The 21,562-nt window shown below is 73.7% G+C and carries 21 protein-coding genes; 15 read left to right on the top strand and 6 right to left on the bottom strand.

Features of this window, described 5'->3' with window-relative positions; translation table 11 throughout:
• Positions 1 to 10 precede the first annotated feature (10 nt).
• From BLP29_RS00105 to BLP29_RS00090, 4 genes are read left to right on the top strand one after another with little or no spacing between them, the layout of a single operon-like run.
• On the top strand, positions 11 to 1,261 hold the full coding sequence (locus BLP29_RS00105; RefSeq protein ID WP_207798230.1) for an NRAMP family divalent metal transporter: 1,251 nt from the start codon (positions 11 to 13) through the stop codon (positions 1,259 to 1,261).
• Positions 1,258 to 2,016: a LamB/YcsF family protein gene (locus tag BLP29_RS00100; protein WP_092798724.1), complete on the top strand. Its 759-nt coding sequence runs from the start codon at positions 1,258 to 1,260 to the stop codon at positions 2,014 to 2,016. Before BLP29_RS00105 ends, BLP29_RS00100 begins: the two co-directional genes overlap by 4 nt.
• Positions 2,013 to 2,621, top strand: a complete 609-nt coding sequence (locus BLP29_RS00095) for a 5-oxoprolinase subunit B family protein (protein WP_092798723.1) — start codon at positions 2,013 to 2,015, stop codon at positions 2,619 to 2,621. The genes BLP29_RS00100 and BLP29_RS00095 overlap by 4 nt, the downstream gene beginning before the upstream one ends.
• Entirely contained in the window at positions 2,618 to 3,448 is an 831-nt protein-coding gene (locus tag BLP29_RS00090) for a 5-oxoprolinase subunit C family protein (protein WP_092798722.1), read from the top strand. Before BLP29_RS00095 ends, BLP29_RS00090 begins: the two co-directional genes overlap by 4 nt.
• Positions 3,449 to 3,624: 176 nt before the next feature.
• Here the strand turns inward: BLP29_RS00090 and BLP29_RS00085 are convergent, their stop codons facing one another.
• On the bottom strand, positions 3,625 to 5,091 hold the full coding sequence (locus BLP29_RS00085) for an HNH endonuclease signature motif containing protein (protein WP_243469582.1): 1,467 nt from the start codon (positions 5,089 to 5,091) through the stop codon (positions 3,625 to 3,627).
• Between the two features lie 183 nt (positions 5,092 to 5,274).
• On the opposite strand from BLP29_RS00085, the gene lepB reads away from it, so the two are divergent.
• Positions 5,275 to 5,814: a signal peptidase I gene (lepB, locus tag BLP29_RS00080; RefSeq protein WP_243469581.1), complete on the top strand. Its 540-nt coding sequence runs from the start codon at positions 5,275 to 5,277 to the stop codon at positions 5,812 to 5,814.
• Here the strand turns inward: lepB and BLP29_RS00075 are convergent.
• Positions 5,732 to 6,160: a hypothetical protein gene (locus tag BLP29_RS00075; protein WP_092798719.1), complete on the bottom strand. Its 429-nt coding sequence runs from the start codon at positions 6,158 to 6,160 to the stop codon at positions 5,732 to 5,734. The two genes, lepB and BLP29_RS00075, sit on opposite strands and share 83 nt — an antisense overlap.
• A 49-nt stretch (positions 6,161 to 6,209) precedes the next feature.
• A complete protein-coding gene (locus tag BLP29_RS00070) occupies positions 6,210 to 8,315 on the bottom strand; it encodes a catalase (RefSeq protein WP_092798718.1) in 2,106 nt (701 codons plus the stop codon).
• A 151-nt stretch (positions 8,316 to 8,466) separates the two neighbouring features.
• Between BLP29_RS00070 and BLP29_RS00065 the strand changes: the two genes are divergently transcribed.
• From BLP29_RS00065 to BLP29_RS00050, 4 genes are all read left to right on the top strand, one after another.
• Positions 8,467 to 9,051 (top strand): class I SAM-dependent methyltransferase, encoded by a 585-nt coding sequence (locus BLP29_RS00065; protein ID WP_092798717.1) that lies wholly within the window; start codon positions 8,467 to 8,469, stop codon positions 9,049 to 9,051.
• Between the two features lie 195 nt (positions 9,052 to 9,246).
• On the top strand, positions 9,247 to 10,392 hold the full coding sequence (gene sfnG, locus BLP29_RS00060) for a dimethylsulfone monooxygenase SfnG (protein ID WP_092798716.1): 1,146 nt from the start codon (positions 9,247 to 9,249) through the stop codon (positions 10,390 to 10,392).
• 150 nt (positions 10,393 to 10,542) lie between these two features.
• Positions 10,543 to 12,162, top strand: a complete 1,620-nt coding sequence (locus tag BLP29_RS00055; protein WP_092798715.1) for an ABC-F family ATP-binding cassette domain-containing protein — start codon at positions 10,543 to 10,545, stop codon at positions 12,160 to 12,162.
• A gap of 5 nt (positions 12,163 to 12,167) precedes the next feature.
• The gene (locus tag BLP29_RS00050) at positions 12,168 to 13,478 is read left to right on the top strand and encodes a D-arabinono-1,4-lactone oxidase (protein WP_243469580.1); all 1,311 of its coding nucleotides are present in this window, start codon (positions 12,168 to 12,170) and stop codon (positions 13,476 to 13,478) included.
• On the opposite strand, the gene BLP29_RS00045 is transcribed toward BLP29_RS00050, so the two are convergent.
• Positions 13,479 to 14,342: an oxidoreductase gene (locus tag BLP29_RS00045; protein WP_092798713.1), complete on the bottom strand. Its 864-nt coding sequence runs from the start codon at positions 14,340 to 14,342 to the stop codon at positions 13,479 to 13,481. It abuts the gene before it with no gap.
• 26 nt (positions 14,343 to 14,368) lie between these two features.
• Positions 14,369 to 15,586, bottom strand: a complete 1,218-nt coding sequence (locus tag BLP29_RS00040) for an MFS transporter (protein ID WP_092798712.1) — start codon at positions 15,584 to 15,586, stop codon at positions 14,369 to 14,371.
• A 394-nt stretch (positions 15,587 to 15,980) separates the two neighbouring features.
• Between BLP29_RS00040 and BLP29_RS21375 the strand changes: the two genes are divergently transcribed.
• The 5 genes from BLP29_RS21375 to BLP29_RS00015 all read left to right on the top strand — a co-directional run bounded on the left by BLP29_RS21375 (position 15,981) and on the right by BLP29_RS00015 (position 20,620).
• Positions 15,981 to 17,141 carry a M23 family metallopeptidase gene (locus BLP29_RS21375; protein WP_243469579.1) on the top strand — a complete coding sequence of 387 codons (1,161 nt, stop codon included), beginning with the start codon at positions 15,981 to 15,983 and terminating at the stop codon, positions 17,139 to 17,141.
• Between the two features lie 94 nt (positions 17,142 to 17,235).
• The gene (locus tag BLP29_RS00030; protein ID WP_243469578.1) at positions 17,236 to 18,195 is read left to right on the top strand and encodes a cation diffusion facilitator family transporter; all 960 of its coding nucleotides are present in this window, start codon (positions 17,236 to 17,238) and stop codon (positions 18,193 to 18,195) included.
• Between the two features lie 101 nt (positions 18,196 to 18,296).
• Entirely contained in the window at positions 18,297 to 19,250 is a 954-nt protein-coding gene (locus BLP29_RS00025) for a cytochrome c oxidase assembly protein (protein WP_243469577.1), read from the top strand.
• A gap of 7 nt (positions 19,251 to 19,257) precedes the next feature.
• Entirely contained in the window at positions 19,258 to 19,767 is a 510-nt protein-coding gene (locus tag BLP29_RS00020; protein WP_092798710.1) for a metallophosphoesterase family protein, read from the top strand.
• Positions 19,768 to 19,774: 7 nt separating this feature from the next.
• A complete protein-coding gene (locus BLP29_RS00015) occupies positions 19,775 to 20,620 on the top strand; it encodes a putative RNA methyltransferase (protein ID WP_092798708.1) in 846 nt (281 codons plus the stop codon).
• A 110-nt stretch (positions 20,621 to 20,730) separates the two neighbouring features.
• Here the strand turns inward: BLP29_RS00015 and BLP29_RS00010 are convergent, their stop codons facing one another.
• The gene (locus BLP29_RS00010) at positions 20,731 to 21,063 is read right to left on the bottom strand and encodes a GlsB/YeaQ/YmgE family stress response membrane protein (RefSeq protein WP_243469576.1); all 333 of its coding nucleotides are present in this window, start codon (positions 21,061 to 21,063) and stop codon (positions 20,731 to 20,733) included.
• Positions 21,064 to 21,310: 247 nt separating this feature from the next.
• Between BLP29_RS00010 and BLP29_RS00005 the strand changes: the two genes are divergently transcribed.
• On the top strand, positions 21,311 to 21,562 hold a 252-nt coding region (locus BLP29_RS00005; RefSeq protein WP_243469575.1), incomplete at its 3' end, for a cbb3-type cytochrome c oxidase subunit I.

Genomic DNA, 21,562 nt, shown 5'->3' with positions numbered 1-21,562 from the left:
GGAGACCCCGATGACCTCGTCCGACGACGCGCCCGACACGGGCGCCGCACCCCCGGCGGGCGGTGGCCGCCTGGCCGCCAGCACCCGGTCCACCCTGCTCGGCGCGATGTTCCTCATGGCGACCTCGGCCATCGGGCCCGGGTTCATCACGCAGACGACGACCTTCACCGTGCAGCTCGGCGCCGCGTTCGCGTTCGCGATCGTCATCTCGATCCTGGTCGACATCGCCCTGCAGCTGAACGTGTGGCGGGTCATCGGGGTCAGCGGGCGCCGGGCGCAGGAGCTGGGCAACCTGGTGCTGCCCGGCCTGGGCTGGGTGATGGCCGGCTTCCTGCTGGTCGGTGGGTTGGTGTTCAACATCGGCAACGTCAGCGGCGCCGGCCTCGGCCTGGACGCGATGCTGGGCCTGGACCCCAAGATCGGCGGGGCGCTGTCGGCGCTGGTGGCCATCGGCATCTTCCTGTCCAAGAAGGCCGGGGTGGCCGTCGACCGCATCGTCGTCGTCCTGGGGCTGGTCATGATCGCGCTGACCACCTACATCGCGATCACCTCCGGGCCGCCGGTCGGGCAGGCGCTGCGCAACGTCGTCCTGCCCGAGCAGGTGTCGGTGCTGGCCATCACGACGCTGGTCGGCGGCACCATCGGCGGCTACATCGTCTACGCCGGCGCGCACCGGCTGCTGGACTCCGGCGTCACCGGGCCCGAGCACGTCCGCGACATCACCCGCGGCTCGGTCACCGGCATCCTGATCACCGCGGTCATGCGCATCGTGCTGTTCCTGGCCATCCTCGGCGTCGTCACCGGCGGCGCCGCGCTGGACCCGGAGAACCAGGCCGCCTCCGCCTTCGGGCAGGCCGCCGGCGAGGTCGGGCTGCGGGTGTTCGGCGTCGTGCTGTGGGCCGCGGCGATCACCAGCGTCATCGGCGCCAGCTACACGTCGGTGTCGTTCGTGACCTCCCGGACGGGGACGTCGGACCGCACCCGCACCCTGCTGGTCGTCGGGTTCATCGCGGTGACCTCGGGTGCCTACCTGCTCATCGGCGCAGCACCCACCACGCTGCTGGTGTTCGCCGGGGCGTTCAACGGGCTGCTGCTGCCGATCGGCATCGCCGTGCTGCTGTGGGTCGCCACCCGGCGCACCGACCTGCTCGGCGGGTACCGGTACCCGCGCTGGCTGCTGGGCGTCGGCTGGGTGGCCTGGCTGCTGACCCTCTACCTCGCGGTGAACTCCGTCCGTCCGGTGATCGAGCTGTTCTCATGAGCACCGTGGACCTGAACTCCGACCTGGGCGAGGGCTTCGGCCAGTGGACCCTCGACGACTCCGACGCCCTGCTCGAGATCGTGACCAGCGCGAACGTGGCCTGCGGGTACCACGCGGGGGACGCCACGACCATGCGGCGGGTGACCGAGCGCTGCGTCGAGCGCGGCGTCGCCATCGGCGCCCAGGTCGGCTACCGCGACCTGCCCGGGTTCGGCCGCCGGTTCATCGACGTCGACCCGCACGAGCTGACCCAGGACGTGCTCTACCAGCTCGGCGCGCTCGACGGCTTCGCCCGCGTGGCCGGTTCGCGGGTGCGCTACCTGAAGCCGCACGGCGCGCTCTACAACGCGATCGTCACCCACGAGGCGCAGGCCGCGGCCGTCGTCACCGCCGTCCTCGACTACGACCGCACGCTGCCGGTGCTGGGCCTGCCCGGGTCGGCGTGGCTGCGGCTTGCCGCCGAGGCGGGGCTGACCACCGTCGCCGAGTCGTTCGCCGACCGGGCGTACACCCCGGAGGGCGCCCTGGTGTCCCGCCGGCTGCCGGGGGCGGTGCTGCACGACGCCGACGAGATCGCCGCGCGCTGCGTGGCCATGGCCTCGGGCCGGCCGGTCACCGACGTCGACGGCGGGGACCTGCGGCTGGACCCGGGCTCGATCTGCGTGCACGGCGACACCCCCGGTGCCGTCGAGATCGCCCGCCGGGTGCGGGCCGCGCTGACCGACGCCGGCGTGCAGCTGGCCGCGTTCGCGTGAGGGTGCTGCCCAGCGGGGACGCCGCCGTCCTCGCCGAGCTGGCCGACCTCGACGAGGTGCTGGCACTGCACGCGGCGCTGGACGCCCCACCCGCCGGCGTGCTCGACGTGGTGCCGGCCGCGCGCACGGTCCTGGTGTCGTTCGACCCGGCTGCGGTGCCGGGCGACGCCGTCGTCCGGTGGGTGCAGGCGGCCCGGCCGGTGGCGGGCGCCCGCCCGGAGGCCGGCGAGCTGGAGGTGCCGGTGGTCTACGACGGCGAGGACCTGGCCGACGTCGCGGCGGCCCTGGGCTGCTCGCCGGCCGAGGTCGTGGCCCGGCACACCGGCACCGTGTGGACGGTGGCGTTCTGCGGCTTCGCCCCCGGCTTCGGCTACGCGACGGCGGCGGACGGCGACTGGGCCATCCCGCGCCGGTCGACCCCGCGGACCCGCGTGCCGGCCGGGTCGGTGGCGCTGGCGGGGGAGTTCAGCAGCGTGTACCCGCGGGAGTCCCCGGGCGGCTGGCAGCTGGTGGGCCGCACCGACCTGGCGATGTTCGACGTCGACCGGGACCCGGCGGCGCTGCTGCGGCCGGGTGTGCGGGTGCGGTTCCGGGACGCCGGGTGACGCTCACCGTGCTGGCCCCGGGGCCGCTCACGACCGTGCAGGACCTGGGCCGACCCGGCCGGGCCGCCGAGGGCATCGGCCGGTCGGGGGCGTGCGACCGGGCGTCGGCGGCACTGGCCAACCGGCTGGTCGGCAACCCGGTGGGTGCTGCGGTGCTCGAGGTGACCGCCGGCGGGCTGCTCGTGCGGGCCGACGCCGGGGTGTGGGTGGCGCTGACCGGCGCGCGCTGCACCGGGACGCCGTACGCGTCGCCGACCTGGGTGCCGGCGGGGTCGACGCTGCGGCTGGGCACGCCGGTGAGCGGTCTGCGCAGCTACCTCGCGGTGCGCGGTGGCATCGCGGTCGACCCGGTGCTGGGGTCCCGGTCGACCGACCTGCTCTCGGGCCTGGGCCCGGCCCCGCTGGCAGCCGGCGACGTGCTCCCGGTCGGGACGGCGGGCCCGTGGCCCGGCGTCGACGTCGCCGCGGTCGCCGAGCCGACGGCGGGGGAACTGGTCGTGGCGGTGCGGCCGGGCCCGCGGGCGGACTGGTTCGCCGACGACGTGCACCGCACCCTGGCCACCACCTCCTGGTCGGTGACCGGCGACAGCAACCGGGTCGGTCTCCGGCTGGCGGGGCCGGAGCTCGCCCGGCAGCGGGACGGCGAGCTGGCCAGCGAGGGCATGGTGCGGGGTGCGCTGCAGGTGCCGCCGTCCGGGCAGCCGGTGCTGTTCCTGGCCGACCACCCCGTCACCGGCGGCTACCCGGTCATCGGCTACGTGGCCGACGCCGACGTCGACTGCTGCGCCCAGCTCGCCCCGGGCCAGACCGTCCGCTTCCGCCGCTGAGACCACGAGGGTGACCCGGGCCGGGGTGGACTGAGCCGGGCGGTTGGCCGGCTCAGCCGAGCCGGCCGAGCACGATGGTCGCCACGACCCGTTCCACTCGGCGGTCGGCCCGCCGCCGCTGCAGGTGTCGGCGACCCGGCTGGACCGGTCCTCGACCTGAGCTGGGGGGCGACTGCTCAACGACGACCGGGCTCGCCCCGGGGTGATGGGTAGCCGGTGGTGATCTCGTCGCCGTCGGGTCGGTGGGTGCGCCATCGGTGGTGGTCGGGGTCCCATCGCACCGAGTAGCCGTGGTGGACCTGGGTGTGGTGGCGTTCGCAGAGCAGGGCGGTGTTCTCGACGCTGGTCTCGCCGTGGTCGGCGACCCACCCGGCGACGTGGTGGGCGTCGCACCACCAGGTGGGGTTGTGGCAGCCGGCGAAGACACAACCGCCGTCGCGGGCCTCGGCGGCGCGGCGGATGTGGGCGGGCACCAGGCGTTGGGTGCGGCCGATGTTCAGCGGCATGCCGTCCTCACCGAACAGGACGCGGGTGATGGCCGAGTCGCAGGCGACGTGCCGGGCCGTCTCGTTGGACACCTGCTGCCCGGAGCCCAGCCGCGCAGCGTCGGTCACGGTGTCGGGGTCGAAGAGGTCCTCGGCGTCGATGGTGACCGCGACGTGGGCTCGGTTGCCGCGCAGCACCGGGGTGGTCGCCGAGGCCAGGGCGTTGTCGGCGAGCTGGGTGAGGGCGTCGGCCATCTGGTGGGCGTGGGTGCGGTCGTCGTCCTTGCCGCGGCCGGCTTGCTGGTAGGCGGTCAGGGCGGTGGCGAGCTTCTCGAAGCCGACCTCGTCGAGACGGCCGTGGAAGGAGCCGGTGTCCCGGTTCAGGTGGAGTTCGCGGCGGCGGGTGGGGTCGGGTTCGGGGCCGTCGGGGTCGATCCAGTCCAACGCGCGCTTGACCACCGGGCCGAGGGTGTCGGGGGTGGGTCCGGTGGCGCAGGCGGTGAGCTCGGCGTCCAGGTCGGCAACCCCGACGCCCAGCTCGGCGGCCGCGGCCAGGCGAGCGGGGGTGGCGACCTTGGAGACCGTGGCGGTCTGGTCCGGGGTGATCCGCCCGGCGGTGGCCTCGACGTCCCAGGTGGGCAGCTGCTCCAGCGTGCGTCCGGCGCGGACCAGGCGGGCCGCGGTGGCGGGTGAGACGTTCAGGTGCCCGGGCAGCCACGCCCGCATGGTCTTGTGGCCGTCGAACTCTGCGGCCTGGGCGTTCTCCGCGGCCCGGACTGCGTGCGCCAGGGCGGTGTCGACGACGTTGGCCAGCTGCGCCAGCCCCCGCACCCGCGCCAGCAGAGCCGGTGCGACCACCCCCGGCCCACCGAGGGGTGTCTGGGCGGCGACCAGGCCGATCGCGGCGTCGAGGACCGCGGCGACGTCGGCGGGCACGGTCGTCGACAGCTGCTGGGCTGCATCCCGCTCGGCGGTGCGTGCGGCCCGGTCGGTCGCGGCGGGGGCCGGCGCCGCCTCGCACTCGGCTGACCGGGTCGCGGCGACCTCGGCGTCCAGCGCCGCCCACGCGGCGGCCGCTGCGTCGGCAGGGGAGGAGACGCCGAACAGGCCGGTGTCGGGGAACGGGTCGAACGCAGCGCCGGTGCCGAGCTCACCCACCCCGCACACCTCCCGCCGCTGTTCGATCAGGTGTTCGAAGTCTACCGGTCGGGACTGGGCCGGACAAGACGAAAGCCCAGCTCAGAACCGATGTTCGAAGGTCGTCGAGGTCGGCCGCGCTCCGTCGGTCACCGCCGGTTGCGGCACGGCGGTGTTCCAGGGCCCGGCGAGCTGGACCCCGAGGTGACCACCTCCGAGCCGTCGTCGCGGTTCGGCCGGGCCGCGCTGTTCGTGGGCCGGGCGGTGGGGCTGGCGGCGCCCAGCGACGAGGACTTCGTCGAGCGGGTCATCGCCACGGGCGGGCAGACCGTGCAGTGCTGCGACGACCAGGGCCGGGTGCTCGTCGACGGGCAGCCCCTCGACGAGCCGTACCTGTTCGAGGACGACGCCCGCCCGTTCGGCCCGGTGACCCTCGCCGACGGGCAGCTGTGGGTGATGGGCGACCACCGGTCGAACTCCGCGGACTCCCGCGACCACGGCCCCATCTCGGTCGACGACGTCATCGGCAAGGCGTCGCTCATCGTGTGGCCGCCGGGCCGCCTCGGGTGGATCGACAGCCCGGACCCCCGACCGACAGCGGCCGCCGATCCGGGGCCCGTCGCCCTGGACGCCGGACCAGCTGGACTGAGCGGGCCCCGGGTCAGGCGTCGACGACGGCGGTGCCGCCCGGTGGGACGAACACCTGCAGCGGGCGGCCCGAGGACCAGGGACGGCGGACGGTGACGACCCGGGCACCCGCCGACACGGGGAAGACCTCCTGGACCCCGGGTGCGAGCTGGCCGCGGGCCTCGCCGTCGACGTCCACCCAGACCGGGACCAGCCGAGCCGTGAGGCCGCCCGGCAGGCGGCCGACGACGACCGCGGCCTGCGGTTCGCGGCGGGCGGCCCGCAGCCGCTGGGCGAAGGCCGCCCGCCGCTCGGCCTCGCGCCGTCGGGTGTCCACCGAGGTGATGAGCAGCCCGACCGCGGTCAGCGCCATGCCCGACCCGGGCAGCGGGTGCCCGGCAACGAGGGCGACCACGGCCAGCGCCGCGGCCACCGCGGCGAAGCCGCGCACGAACCAGGTCACCCGGTCAGGCTGCCACCTCCGCCGCCCGGGGGCGGCGGAGGTGGGTCGATCAGACCGCCGGCGGGACGGCGGAGGCGGTGACCAGGTCGGCCCGCTCCCACACCCGGTGCTGACCCATCGCGGCGACCAGGTCCGCGACGACGTCGTCCACCGACGAGCCGGTGAACACGCCCGGCCCGGACACCCCGGCCGAGGTGAGCACGTCGGCGCCCGAGCCCCAGGCGGCGAACGGCTTGAGCTGGCGCAGCGCCTCCTGCAGCAGGATCGTCGCCTTGATGTCCCCGTCGTCGGGGGCGCCGTCGGCGACCACGACCGCGTCGAACTCGATGGAGCGGGCGGTGACGTTCGTCCGCTCGACGACCTGCTGGTCCTTGCCCGTGCCCAGCACGCCGCCGCGGGGTGCGAGCACCTTGAGCTGCACGCCCTCGGCTTGCAGGGCGGTGCGCAGGGACGCGATCCCGGCGAGGTCGGAGTCCGGCCCCGCGACGACGGCGACCAGCCGGCCGTCCAGCGGGAACGACTCACCCTTCACCTGGGCCAGGGCCGGCGACGGGGGCAGGTGCTCGGCGGGCTTGCCCGAGGGCACCGGCAGGCCGAGGCCCTCGGCGACGAGCGTGGCCAGCTCGGTGTCGATGTTCACCAGCACGCCGAGCACGCGCTCCTTGATCGCCTGCTCGTACACCTTGCCGAGCTCGAACGTGTACGCCTCGACCACGTGCGTCTTCTCCACGTCGGACAGCGAGGCGTAGAACATCGCCGGCTGGCTGAAGTGGTCCTCGAAGGACGACGCGACCTCGCGGACGACCTCGCCCTCGACCTTCCGCGGCACGACGACGTACCCGCCGTCGGCCCAGTCGGCCGGCTGCGGACTCTCGCCGTCGACGGTGTTGGGGGAGTAGGGCGCCTCGCCGGTCGGCACGCCCTGCTGCATGAACCCGTCGCGCTGGTTGTCGTTCACCGGCACGTGCGGGCGGTTGATCGGCAGCTGGGTCCAGTTCGGCCCGCCGAGGCGGGTGAGCTGGGTGTCCTGGTAGGAGAAGTTGCGGCCCTGCAGCAGCGGGTCGTTCGTGAACTCGATGCCCGGGACGACGTGGCCGGTGTTGTAGGCCACCTGCTCGGTCTCGCTGAAGTAGTTGGTCGGGTTGCCGGTCAGCCGCAGCGTGCCGATCGTCTGCACCGGCACCATCTCCTCCGGCACGATCTTCGTCGAGTCCAGCAGGTCGATGCCCTCGTACATCTGCTCCTCGTCGTCCGGGAACACCTGCACGCCCAGCTCCCACTCGGGGAACGCGCCGGCCTCGATGGCATCGGCGAGGTCGCGGCGGTGGAAGTCGGGGTCGGTGCCCATCGCCAGCTGCGCCTCCTCCCAGGTCAGGGAGTGCACGCCGAGCTTGGGGGTCCACTTGAACTGCACGAGCACGGTCTCCCGCGCCTCGTTGACCAGGCGGAACGAGTGGACGCCGAAGCCCTCCATCATCCGGTAGCTGCGCGGGATGCCCCGGTCGCTCATGTTCCACAGCGTGTGGTGGGTGGCCTCGGTGTGCAGCGACACGAAGTCCCAGAACGAGTCGTGCGCCGACTGCGCCTGCGGGATCTCCCGGTTCGGGCTGGGCTTGGCCGCGTGGACGAGGTCGGGGAACTTGATGGCCTCCTGGATGAAGAAGACCGGCATGTTGTTGCCGACCAGGTCCCAGGTGCCCTCCTTGGTGTAGAACTTCGTCGCGAACCCGCGGGTGTCCCGGGCGGTGTCGGCCGAGCCGCGCGAGCCCAGCACGGTGGAGAACCGCACGAACACGGGCGTCTCCAGCCCCTTCTCCGCCAGCACCGGTGCCCGCGTGATGCTGGCCGCCGACCCGTTCGCGGTGAACACGCCGTGCGCCCCGGCGCCGCGGGCGTGCACGGCCCGCTCGGGGATGCGCTCGTGGTCGAAGTGGCTGATCTTCTCGCGGAGGTGGAAGTCCTCCAGCAGCGTCGGCCCGCGACGACCGGCCTTGAGCGCGTGATCGGTGTCCGGGATGCGCACGCCGTTCGGCGAGGTCAGGACGTCGCCGCCCTGGGCGCGCGGGTCGCGGTCGCCGTCGGCGGCCTCGAACGGGACACCGGTCGGGCTGACCTGCGCGGGGGCGGACTGGTCGGGCTTGGGTGCCGGAGGCATTGCTCTCCCTGGGTTCGGGGGTGGGGGATGCCGACGCCGGTTCTCTGGACGCGAGACCACGTCGTCATGCCCGTCGCCGCGGGAGGGCCAAACGGGCGTGCCGTGCGGCGGGAGGCCCCACCGCACAGCCACGGCGGTTAGGTTGCGCGCCGTGCACGCCACCGACTGGGACGCCCGCTACGCCGAGAAGCAGCAGTGGTCGGCCACCCCGAACCCCCTGGTGGCGCAGCTGTGCGCCGACCTGCCGCCCGGCGACGCCGTCGACCTGGCCGCGGGGGAGGGGCGGCACGCGCTCTGGTTGGCCGCCCGGGGCTGGCGGGTCACCGCGGTCGACTTCTCCGCCGTCGGCCTCGACCGCGGGCGGGCGACCACCTACGGCCGGGACGTGCAGTGGGCGGTCGCCGACGCGACCACCTGGCGGGCCGCCGACACGTCCCTGGACCTCGTGCTCGTGGCCTACCTGCACCTGCCCGAGGCCGAGACCGTGGACCTGCTCACCCGTGCGGTGGGCTGGCTGCGGCCCGGTGGTCGGCTGCTCGTGCTGGGCCACGACGTGGACAACGTCGTGCACGGGGTGGGTGGCCCGCAGGACACCGCGATCCTGCACTCGGTCGACCGGCTGGCCCCGGTCGCCGCACTGCTGGACGTCGACCGCTGCGAGCAGGTCACCCGGGAGGTCGAGGCCGGCACCGCCCTGGACACGTTGTTGTGGGGAACGCGACCCGCCTCGAGGTGAAGTCCACCAGGTCGGTGTGGTTTCCTCGGCGCGTGCGCACCCAGGAGCTGACGCGTCGTCGCGTCGTGGACTTCGCCCTGGTGTGCACCTCCGCCTGTCTGCGCTGAGCGACCGCTCCCACCCCAGGCGCCACCCCGGCGGCGATCCCGCCGGCCCTCGCACGCCCATCTCCCGACCTGCTGAGGACATCCCGCCATGAGCGCACCCACCACCCCCGACGACGAGCTGCAGGCCGCCAAGTTCGCCTACTGGGTCCCCAACGTCAGCGGCGGCCTGGTCACCTCGACCATCGAGCAGCGCACCGACTGGGGCTACGACTACAACAAGAAGCTCGCCCAGACCGCGGAGCAGGTCGGCTTCGAGTACGCGCTGTCGCAGGTGCGCTACATGGCCAGCTACAGCGCGGCCTACCAGCACGAGTCGGTCTCCTTCTCCCTCGCGCTGCTGCTGGCCACCGAGCGGCTCAAGCTGATCGCCGCCGTCCACCCCGGCATGTGGCAGCCCGGTGTGCTGGCCAAGCTCGGGGCCACCGCCGACCACCTCAGCAACGGGCGGTTCGCGGTCAACGTCGTCTCGGGCTGGTTCAAGGGCGAGTTCACCGCCATGGGCGAGCCGTGGCTCGAGCACGACGAGCGCTACCGCCGCTCGGAGGAGTTCATCTCCGCCCTGCGCGGCATCTGGACCGAGGACGGCTACACCCTGGGCGGCGACTTCTACCGCTTCCGCGACTTCGACCTGCAGCCCAAGCCGCTGTCCTCACCGGGCCGGCCGCACCCCGAGATCTTCCAGGGCGGCAACTCCACCGCGGCCCGGCAGATGGCCGGCCGGGTCAGCGACTGGTACTTCTCCAACGGCAAGGACCTCGCCGGCATCGACGAGCAGATCCGCGACGTCCGCGCGGTCGCCGACCCGCTGGGCCGCCGGGTGCGCTTCGGCCTGAACGGCTTCGTCATCGCCCGCGACACCGAGGCCGAGGCGCACGAGACCCTCCGCGAGATCGTGGCCAAGGCGAACAAGCCCGCCGTCGAGGGGTTCCGCGACGCCGTCGCGCAGGCCGGCAGCTCGACCGGGGACAAGAAGGGCATGTGGGCCGACTCCTCCTTCGAGGACCTCGTGCAGTACAACGACGGCTTCAAGACCAACCTGATCGGCACGCCCGAGCAGATCGCCGAGCGCATCGTCGAGTTCCGCCGGCACGGGGTCGACCTCTTCCTCTGCGGCTTCCTGCACTTCCAGGAGGAGATCGAGGCCTTCGGCGCGAAGGTGATGCCGCTGGTGCGCGAGATGGAGCAGGCCGCCGGCTTCGCCCCCACGCAGTTCCAGCCAGCCGCCACCGTCTGAGCCGGTTACGGTCCGGCCATGATGGACCGGGACAAGCAGCGCGTGGTGGCGGGCATCGTCGTCCTGTCGATGGTGCTCGCCGCCGGTGCCGTGGTCTTCTCGATCCTGCTGGGCTGAACCCGCTCGACGCCGTCGGCGAGACTGGACGGCGTGGGCTACGTCGACGTCACCGGGATCCGCTTCACCCTGCCCGACGGGCGGGTGCTGCTCGACGACGTCTCGTTCCGGGTGGGCGACGGCGCGGTCGCCGCGCTGGTGGGGGAGAACGGCGCCGGCAAGACCACGCTGCTGCGCATCATCACCGGTGACCTGACCCCGGACTCCGGATCGGTCGCGCTGGTGGGCGGCCTGGGCGTCATGCGCCAGTTCATCGGCTCGGTGCGCGACGCCACGAGCGTGCAGCAGTTCCTCGTCGACCTCGCCCCGCGGGCGGTGGGGGAGGCGTGGCACGCCGTCGAGGCCGCCGAGCTGACGATGATGGAGCGCGACGACGAGCCGGCCCAGATGGCCTACGCCAACGCCCTGGCGCACTGGGGCGACGTCGGCGGCTACGACGTCGAGGTCACCTGGGACACCGTCACGGTGGCCGCGCTCGGCGTCCCCTACGAGCAGTGCAAGTACCGCGAGCTGCAGACGCTGTCGGGCGGTGAGCAGAAGCGCCTGGCACTGGAGTGCCTGCTGCGCGGACCCGACCAGGTGCTGCTGCTCGACGAGCCGGACAACTACCTCGACGTGCCCGGCAAGCGGTGGCTGGAGGCCCGGCTGGCCGAGACCCGCAAGACCGTGCTGTTCGTCAGCCACGACCGCGAGCTGCTGGACACCGTCGCCACCCGGGTGGTCACCGTCGAGGGCGGCACCGCCTGGGTGCACGGCGGCAACTGGCAGACCTACCCCGCGGCGCGGGAGGCCCGGCACGAGCGCATGGCCGAGCTGCGGCTGCGCTGGGAGGAGGAGCACCAGCGCCTGGTCGACCTCACCCGCACCATGCAGCAGCAGGCCGCCAACTCCCCGGACATGGCCAACCGCTACCACGCCATGCAGACCCGGCTGGCCAAGTTCGAGGCCGCCGGCCCGCCGCCCGAGCGCCCGCCGCAGCAGGAGGTCGCCATGCGGCTCAAGGGCGGCCGCACCGGCGTGCGGGTGCTGGTCGCCGCCGACCTCGAGCTGACCGGGCTGATGAAGCCCTTCGACGTCGAGCTCGACTACGGCGACCGGGTCGCCGTCCTGGGGTCCAACGGGGCCGGCAAGTCGCACTTCCTGCGGCTGCTGGCCGGTCAGGACGTCGACCACACCGGCACGTGGAAGCTGGGCGCGCGCGTCGTCCCCGGGTTCTTCGCCCAGACCCACGCCCACCCCGAGTGGATGGAGCGCACCCTCACCGACCTGCTCTGGCACGGCGAGCCCGGACGCCCCGGCATCGACCGCGGCAAGGCCATGGCGGTGCTGCGCCGGTACGGGCTGGCCGCGGCCGGCGACTCGCTGTTCCGGTCGCTGTCCGGTGGTCAGCAGGCGCGGTTCCAGGTGCTGCTGCTCGAGCTGTCGGGGGCGACGCTGCTGCTGCTCGACGAGCCCACCGACAACCTCGACGTCCTCTCCGCCGAGTCGCTGGAGCAGGCGCTGGCCGCCTTCGACGGCACGGTCGTCGCGGTGACCCACGACCGGTGGTTCGCCCGCTCGTTCGACCGGTTCCTGGTGTTCGGCTCCGACGGACGGGTGCGCGAGACACCCGAGCCGGTGTTCGACGAGGCGCGGGTGCAGCGGGCACGATGACGCCCGTGCGGTGGCGGAACTGGGCGGGCAACCAACGGGCCGAGGGCATCGACGTGCGGCACCCGCGCACGACCGGCGAGATCGCCACGGTGCTGCACGAGGCGTCCGTCGCCGGCCGCCGGGTGCGCCCGATCGGCAGCGGGCACTCGTTCTCCGGCATCGGCCGGCCCGAGCAGGTGCAGCTCGTACTCGACCGGCACGCCGACCTGGTCGACATCGCCCCCGACGGCCTGGTCACCGTGCAGGCCGGCATCCCCCTGCACCGGCTCAACACGGCGCTGGCACGTGAGGGCTGGGCCTTGACCAACCTGGGGGACATCGACCGGCAGACCGTCGCCGGGGCGCTGTCCACCGGCACGCACGGCACCGGGGCCGCCTTCGGCGGACTGCCCACCCAGGTGCGCGCCCTGCAGCTGGTCACCCCGGACGGCGCCGTGCTGGACTGCTCCGCGGACCACGAACCCGAGGTCTTCGCCGCCGCCCGGCTCGGCCTGGGGGCCCTCGGGGTGCTGTCCACCGTCACGCTGCAGGCGGTGCCGGCGTTCGCGCTGCGCATGGAGGAGGGGCCGATGCCGCTGGCCGAGGTGCTCGAGGACCTCGACGGGTTCATGACGTCGGCCGACCACGTCGAGTTCCACTGGTTCCCGCACACCGACACGTGCCTGGCCAAGCGCAACACCCGGGTGCCGGTCTCCGAGGGCCTCGCGCCGCTGCCCCGGTGGCAGGCGCTGTGGGAGGACGAGCTGCTCGCCAACGGTGCCTACGCAGCGCTCATCGCCACCGGGCGCCGGGTGCCGGCCCTGGTGCCGCCGCTGGCCCGGTTCGCCTCGACGGCGCTGAGCCCGCGCACCGCCACCGACCTCTCGCACCGCGTGTTCGTCTCCGCCCGGCGGTTCCGGTTCCGCGAGAGCGAGTACGCCGTCCCGCGCGACACCGTCCCCGGTCTGCTCCGCGAGCTGGCCCGGCAGACCGTGGCGCGCGGCTGGCGGCTGCCCATCCCCACCGAGGTGCGCTACGCCGCCGCCGACGACGTCCCGCTGTCCACGGCCTCGGGGCGCGACACCGCCTACGTCGCCGTCCACGTGCCGGCCCGCAGCGACCCGACCGACTACTTCGCCACCTTCGAGGCGATGGCCGCCGACGTGGGCGGGCGGCCGCACTGGGGCAAGGAGCACGGCCTCGACGCAGCCAGGCTGGCCGAGCGCTACCCCCGGTTCGGCGAGTTCGTGGCCGTGCGCGACCGCCTGGACCCCACCGGGGTGCTGACCAACGCCTACCTCGACCGCGTGCTGGGGGCCCCGGTCGCCGTGGCCTGATCAGGCCAGCGCGTCCAGCTCCGCGAGGTCGTCCGGGCCCAGGTCGAGCGCGCCCGCGTCGAGGTTCTGCTCGAGGTGGTCGACCGACGACGTGCCCGGGATGAGCAGCAGGTTGGGGGAGCGGGCCAGCAGCCAGGCCAGCGCCACCTGCATCGGGGTGCGGCCCAGCCGCTGCGCCACCGAGGCCAGCCCCGCCGACTGCAGCGGGCTGAACCCGCCGAGCGGGAAGAAGGGCACGTAGGCGATGCCGTCGGCGGCGAGGGCGTCGACCAGGGTGTCGTCGTCGCGGTGCACGAGGTTGTAGTGGTTCTGCACGCACACCACCGGTGCGATCGACCGCGCCTCGGCGAGCATCGAGGGGCTGACGTTGCTGACCCCGATGTGCTGCACCAGCCCCTCGGCCTGCAGGGCGGCCATCGTCTCCATCGGCTCGGCCACCGACCGCTCGACCGGCTCGGCGAACCCGGGCATCCGCAGGTTCACCACGTGCAGCGCGTCCAGGCCCAGGTGGTCGAGGTTGTCGTGCACCGCCTGCCGCAGCTCGTCGGCGCCCAGCGCCTCGGGCCACTCGCCCTCCGGCGTCCGGCGGGCACCGATCTTGGTCACGACCGTGAGCTGCTCGGGGTAGGGGTGCAGGGCCTCGCGGATGATCTCGTTGGTCACGTGCGGGCCGTAGTAGTCGCTGGTGTCGACGTGGTCGACGCCGAGCTCGACCGCCCGCCGCAGCACGGCGACGGCGGCGTCGCGGTCGGCCGGCGGGCCCATGACGTGCGGGCCGGCCAGCTGCATGGCGCCGTAGCCCATGCGCTGCACGGTGCGGTCGCCGAGGCGGAACTGGCCGGCGTGGTCTGCCGTCGTCGTCATGTCCCCGGTCTACTCCCGGGTGCCGCTCAGCGCACGGCGACGCAGGCGGTCTCCCGCTCCCAGACGTCGACGTCGACCACGACGGGGTCGGGGGAGCGGGTGTCGCGCCGCTCGGTGCGGACGGCGACCAGGCAGAGCACCGTGCCGGCGAGGGCCAGTGCGGCACCGACCCAGATCGGGGCCGTGTAGCCGTACCCGGCCGACAGGACGGCGGCCCCGAGCGCGGCGCCGACCGCGTTGGCGACGTTGAACGCGCCCTGGTTGGCGGCGGAGACCAGCGAGCCACCGCGCACGCGGGCGGCCTCGATCACCTTGTTCTGCACGACCGGACCGGCGGCGAAGGAGACCGCGCCGAAGAGCACGAGCAGGACGACGGCGGCGACCGGCGTGCGGGCGGTCAGCGCGAAGGCGGCCAGCAGCGCGGCGCTGAGCACGAGGCTGCCCACGACGGCCTTGAGCCCGAACCGGTCGCCGAAGCGGCCACCGGCGAGCATGCCGATGGTGGTGCCGATGCCGAACAGGGCCAGGATCGGCGTCACCCAGCCCTCCGACAGCCCGCCCAGCTCGGTGAGGATGGGCGAGACGTAGGAGTAGACGGCGAAGAGGGCCGCGAACCCGATCATGGTCACACCGAGCACCATCCAGACCTGGCGGCGACGGAAGGCCTTCAGCTCGCTGCGCAGGTCGGTGGGCTCGCCGGTGAGCGCGGGCATCCAGGCCAGCAGGCCCGCGATCGTGACCAGGCCGATCACCGCGCAGGCCGCGGGGACGATGCGCCAGCTCGCCTGCTGGGCGACGAAGGTGCCCAGCGGGACACCGACGACGTTGGCCAGGGTCAGCCCGGCGAACATCAGCGAGATCGCCTGGGTGGCCTTGTCGCGGGGGACCAGCCGGCGGGCGGCCACGGCTCCGACGCCGAAGAAGGAGCCGTGCGCCAGGGCGGTGATCACCCGGGCGACGACGAGCGTGGCGTAGGTGGGGGCCAGCGCGGAGAGCACGTTGCCGACGACGAACACCGCCATGAGCGCGACCAGCGTCTGCTTGGGGGTGAACCGGACACCCAGGGCGGTGAGGGTGGGCGCACCGACGACGACGCCGACGGCGTAGGCGCTGATCAGCAGCCCGACGGCGGAGACGGAGACGTCCAGGCCGTCGGCGATCTGGGGGAGCATCCCCATGACGACGAACTCGGTGGTGCCGATGCCGAAGGCACCGATGGACAGGGCGAGCAGGGCGCGGGGCACGACGGTCCTCTGCGACGGGTACAGGTGTCTACCTGCAGCCAAGGCCATCGACGCCCCGGATCCATCCAGCCCCGCCCATGAGACCGGTCACGTGCCGGACACGGCGGGACCGGAACGCTTCTGTTCCTGACGAAACGCGATGACACCCCCGGGCGTACCAACCGGACGCGCAGCTGTCGTTCGACTGCATTCCGTCACACCCCGCGACAGCCCGTGTCGAGCGGGCAGCGCTGTGCACGCACGACATCACGGAGGGTGCCGCGTTGGCAGGTCTCGTGGTGACCTGCACCACAAAGACGACGTGATCTGCGCCCCGATCTGGTCACGAGCAGGTCACGGCATGTTTACATGGGCCCCGCCCACCCCCCCGAGAACGCTGACGAAAGCCAGGTGCATGAACCCGCAACACCCGGAACCGCTCCTGGCGACAGGTGGGCTCGGACAGCTCGGTGGGGCGCTGTCCCTCGACACCCGCAACCCCTCCACGGGTGAGTGGAACGCGATCGTCGGCGTGTGGGCCGACGACCTCGCCGCCCGCCCCGTGCTCGTCGCAGGACCCGCCACCGACGCCGCCATCCGTGCGGTCGCCCGCCGCTCGGGGCGCGACCTCACCGACGACATCACCGGTGACGTCGCCCCCGACGCCGAGCCCGTCGACCTCGCCGACGCCCGCGACGGCGACCTCGTGCTCGCCGACGAGCCACGCGAGGACGTCGAGGTCTCGGCCGCCGAGATCATCGCCGCCATCGCCGAGGGGCGCGTACCCCGTGGCCGGCACCGCCAGGCCAAGCCGGCCCGCGGTGTGCTCGCGGGCCCGGCCCGCATGCGCAAGCCCACCCTCTACCTGGCCGCCGCGCTCGTCGGTGCCACCGGGGTGGGTCTGATGACCACCGGTGACCCGCAGGCCCAGGCCGACAGCTCCGCCGGCGCCGCCGTCACCGCCGCCGAGGCCACCGCGGCCGAGGTCACCAGCGTGGCCGACGCCCTCGGCCTGGAGGCCGCACCCGACGCCGCCCTCGCCGAGACCGACGCGGTCAGCGAACTGCAGCGCATCGCCGCCAGCCGCGCCCAGCGGGAGGACGCCCAGGCCGCGGCCGCGGAGACGCAGGCCGCTGCCGACCAGGCCGCGGTCGCCGCGGCCGAGGAGGCCGCCCGTCCCAAGGCCGTGCTGCCCGTCGACGGCGCCCGGCTGTCGAGCACCTTCGGCTACCGGTGGGGCACCCTGCACGCCGGCATCGACCTCGCCGCGCCCATGCTCACGCCCGAGTACGCCGCCATGGACGGCGTCGTGGTCAAGGCCGGCCCGGCCAGTGGCTTCGGGCAGGCGGTCTACATCCAGCACGAGAACGGCGACGTCACCGTCTACGGCCACATGGAGCAGATCCTCGTGACCGAGGGCCAGGTGGTGAAGGCCGGCGACACCATCGCACTGCTGGGCAACCAGGGGCAGTCCACCGGCCCCCACCTGCACTTCGAGGTGCACGTCGGCGGCATCGACGGCGAGAAGGTCGACCCCGTCCCGTGGTTGGCCGCGCGAGGCGTCGTCGTCTCCTGAGGCAGTCCTGCGCGACGCCCCGTCCCGGTACCCGGGGCGGGGCGTTCGTCGTCGCGGGGGCGATGGGGCACACTGCTGGTATGCGCGATCCTGCATGCGACGGGCGTGGCTGATGGGCCACGACCACGGGCACTCCCACTCCCACGCGCACGTGCCCCCGGGTGGCACGGCCTCCGCCGGCCACCGCCGGCGCCTGGGTCTCGTGCTGGCCATCACCGCCACGGTGCTCGTCGTGCAGGCCGTCGGCGCGGTGCTGTCGGGGTCGCTGGCCCTGCTCGCCGACGCCGCGCACATGGCCACCGACACCCTCGGCATCGCCCTGGCGCTCGTGGCCGTGACGCTCGCCCAGCGACCGGCGTCGGGGCGGCGCACCTTCGGGCTGCAGCGCATCGAGGTGCTGGCCGCCGTCGGCAACGGGCTCCTGCTCCTCGGCGTGGGGGTCTACGTCGTCGTCGAGGCGGTGCGCCGCATCGGCGACCCGCCCGAGATCCGGTCCGGGCTCATGCTCACCGTGGCGGTCGTCGGTCTGGTGGCCAACCTGGTGTCGCTGGCGCTGCTGCGGCAGGGGCAGGGCGAGTCGCTCAACATGCGGGGGGCCTACCTCGAGGTGCTCGGCGACGCCCTGGGGTCGGTCGCGGTCATCGTCGCCGCGGTCGTCATCGCCACCACCGGCTGGACGCCGGCCGACGTCGTGGCCTCCTTCGTCGTCGGTGCCCTGGTGCTGCCGCGGGCCTGGTCGCTGCTGCGCGACGCCCTCGACGTCCTGCTCGAGGCCGCGCCCCGCGGGGTCGACCTCGACGAGGTCCGCAGCCACGTCCTCGGCGTCGACGGCGTCGTCGGGGTGCACGACCTGCACGCCTGGACGATCACCTCGGGCCTGCCCGTCCTGTCCGCGCACGTGGTGGTCGACGACGACGTCCTCGCCGACGGGCACGGCGGCCGGGTGCTCGACGCGCTGTGCGCCTGCCTGGGAGGTCACTTCGACGTCGAGCACTGCACGTTCCAGCTCGAGTCGGCCTCGCACCGGGCGCACGAGGCACCCGTCCACGATTGAGGAAGGACCTCGGTGCCCCCCGCGAGACGCTCCGCGTCCCGCGGGACCCTGCACCGAGGCCGCCCCAGCACGACCCGGGGCACTGGTGGAACAGTGGGGGAGTGCACGACCACTCGGACATGTGGATGCCCACCGACCCGCCCACGTGGGCGCGGCTGTTCACCCCCCACCTCGACGGCTGGTCCTGGATCGCCTACCTGACGGTCCTGGCCCTGGTCGCCTACCTCGTCGGGCTCGCCCGGCTGCGCCGCGCCGGGGTGCGCTGGCCGTGGTGGCGCACGCTCTCCTTCGGCACCGGTGCCGTGTCGCTCTTCGCCGTCACCGGTACCGAGCTGCACGGCTACTCGATGGTGCTGTTCAGCGTGCACATGGCCCAGCACATGGTGCTGTCCATGGTCTCGCCGCTGCTGCTGCTGCTCGGCTCCCCGGTGACCATGGCGCTGCGCACGCTCCCGCGGGGCAGGGGAGCGGCCGGCGCACCGCGCGCGTTGCTGCTGGAGGCGCTGCACAGCCGATTCGCCCGGTTCGTCTCGCACCCGGGCTTCACGATCCCGCTGTTCATCGTCAGCCTGTACGGCGTCTACTTCACCCCGGTCTTCGACGACCTCATGGCCGACCCCCTGGGCCACCAGTTCATGCTGGCCCACTTCCTCGTCACCGGGCTGCTGTTCTTCGGACCGATCCTGGGCGCCGACCCGTGGCCGCGCACCGTCGGCCACGCCGGCCGGATGCTCGAGCTGCTGCTGCCGATGCCGTTCCACGCCTTCTTCGGGGTGGCGATCATGATGGCGGGCAGCCTCGTCGTCGAGACCTTCGCCAACCCACCGGCCTCGTGGGGCGTCGACCCGCTGGGCGACCAGAACACCGCCGGGGCCATCGCCTGGTCCTTCGGCGAGCTGCCCACCGTGCTGGTGCTGGCCGTCGTGTTCTTCCAGTGGGCCGGCTCCGAGCAGCGCCGCAACAAGGCCCGCGACCGGGCCATCGACCGCAGCGGCAACGGCGAGCTGGACGCCTACAACGCACGGCTGCGCGCCCTCGCCGGCCGGCAGGCCTGAGCCGCCGGTGGCCCTCGCGCTGACGGTGCTCGCCGACACCCACCTGCCCCGCCGGGCCCGGGACCTCCCCGGCGAGGTGTGGGACGCCGTCGAGTCCGCCGACGTCGTGCTGCACGCCGGTGACTGGGTCGACGTCGCCCTGCTGGACGAGCTCGAGGTGCGGTCCCGCCGGCTGGTCGGCGTCGTGGGCAACAACGACCACGGTGTCCTGCGGGAGCGGTTGCCCGAGGTCGCCCGGGTCGAGCTCGAGGGGGTGCGGTTCGCCGTCGTCCACGAGACCGGGACGGCGAGCGGGCGGGAGGCGCGGTGCGCGGCGGCCTACCCCGACGTCGACGTCCTCGTCTTCGGGCACAGCCACATCCCGTGGGACACCGTCGCCCCCGGTGGTCTCCGGTTGCTCAACCCCGGGTCGCCGACCGACCGGCGCCGGCAGCCCCACTGCACCTACCTCACGGCCGTCGCCGACGCCGGCCGGCTGCGGGACGTCGTCCTGCACCGGCTGCCGCCCCGCACGTGACCCGCACGTGACCCCGCCGCTGCCGCCGGCCGCCGTCGCGGTCCTGGCCTGCCCCGTCTGCCGGGCCGGGCTCGAGGACGTCGGCACGGGTCTGCGCTGCGCTGCCAGGCACGCGTTCGACCGGGCCCGGCAGGGTCACGTGGCCCTGCTGCCGCCCACCGGCAGCCCGCACCCGGGCGACTCGGCCGCGATGGTCGCCGACCGGGTCGACTTCCTGGCCGCCGGCCACTACACCGGGGTCACGGCCGCACTGACCGGGGCCGTGCTGGCCGACGGGCAGCCGGGCACGGTGCTCGACCTGGGCGGCGGGACCGGCGCGCACCTGGCCGGGGTGCTCGACGCCGTCCCGGGCGCGGCGGGTGTGGTGCTGGACGTCTCGCGGTACGCCGCGCGACGGGCGGCGCGGGCGCACCCCCGGGCGATGGCGGTGGTGGCCGACACGTGGGCGGGTCTGCCGGTGCGGGACGGCTCGGTCGACCGGGTGCTCGTCGTGTTCGCCCCGCGCAACGGTCCCGAGACCGCTCGGGTGCTGTCCCCGGCCGGGCGGCTGGTGGTCGTGACACCGGCCGCCGACCACCTGGCGGAGCTGGTCGGCCCGCTGGGTCTGCTGCGGGTCGACCCGGACAAGGCAGACCGGTTGGCCGTCTCCCTCCAACCGCACCTCGTGCAGGTCGACGAACGCGTGCACCGCGAGACCCTCCGGCTGGACAGGGCGGCGGTGCGGGTGCTGGTGGGCATGGGGCCGCACGCCCGGCACCTGGCCCCGGGTGCGCTGGACGCGGCGCTCGCGACGCTGCCGGAGCCCGTCGAGGTGAGCCTGGCGGTGCGGGTGTCGATCCACCGCCGCGCCTGATCGGTCCGGGCACGCGAACGGGGGCCCGGTCTGTGGGACCGGGCCCCCGTCGGAGGTCCTGCGGTGTGCCCCTCAGCGGGGCACGGGGTGGCGGCGTGGGCCGCCGTGGGTCAGCGGCGGACGCTCTTGCGGCCGGTGACGGCGACGTAGACGCCGAGGACCACGATGGCGCCGATGATCGAGCCGATCCAGCCGGCGGTGCCGAGCTCAAAGCCGCGGCCGCTGATCAGACCGCCGAGCAGGTTGCCGACCAGGGAGCCGATGATGCCCAGCACAATGGTCGCGACGATGGACATGTCCTGCTTGCCGGGGATGACCGCACGGGCGATGAAGCCGGCGACCAGGCCGATGACGATGAGGACGATGATGTTCCAGAGCACAGGGACCTCCAGGGTGTGACGGTGGTGCTGTCGTGCGTCGGTCTCTCCGGCGCGGAGGATCATGTGTCCAGCCCCGGTGTGCGCCAAACCGTCCCTTGGTCACGATCTGGTTCCGACCGGGAGCCCGCCCTTGCCGGCGATCTCGCGTTTTCGCAGGTCAGGGCGGCTTTGACGGATCATGCGCCGATGTCGGGCCCCGTCGGCGGGGGACGCGCCGCCGTCCGCCTCACCGGCGGGCACAGCACCGTCTAAGCTCCCGGACGTGACGATCGCCCCCGCTCCGATCGTGAGCCGGCCTTCCCCGGTTCACGTGGCCGAGAAGGGTTCGCGGCTCTCGATGATGCTGCGGACCACGGACCACAAGACCATCGGCTTGATGTACCTGGCCACGTCGTTCTCCTGGTTCATGATCGGTGGCCTGATGGCCATGCTCATGCGTGGTGAGCTGGCTCGTCCGGGTCTGCAGTTCTTGTCCAACGAGCAGTACAACCAGTTGTTCACCATGCACGGCACGGTGATGCTGCTGTTCTTCGCGACGCCGTTGTTCTTCGCGTTCGCGAAC

Origin of the sequence: Klenkia marina (genome assembly GCF_900101025.1) — a bacterium.
Classification (GTDB): domain Bacteria; phylum Actinomycetota; class Actinomycetes; order Mycobacteriales; family Geodermatophilaceae; genus Klenkia; species Klenkia marina.
Note: the sequence above shows the minus strand (reverse complement) of the source record. Positions and strands in the feature narration are given on the sequence as shown.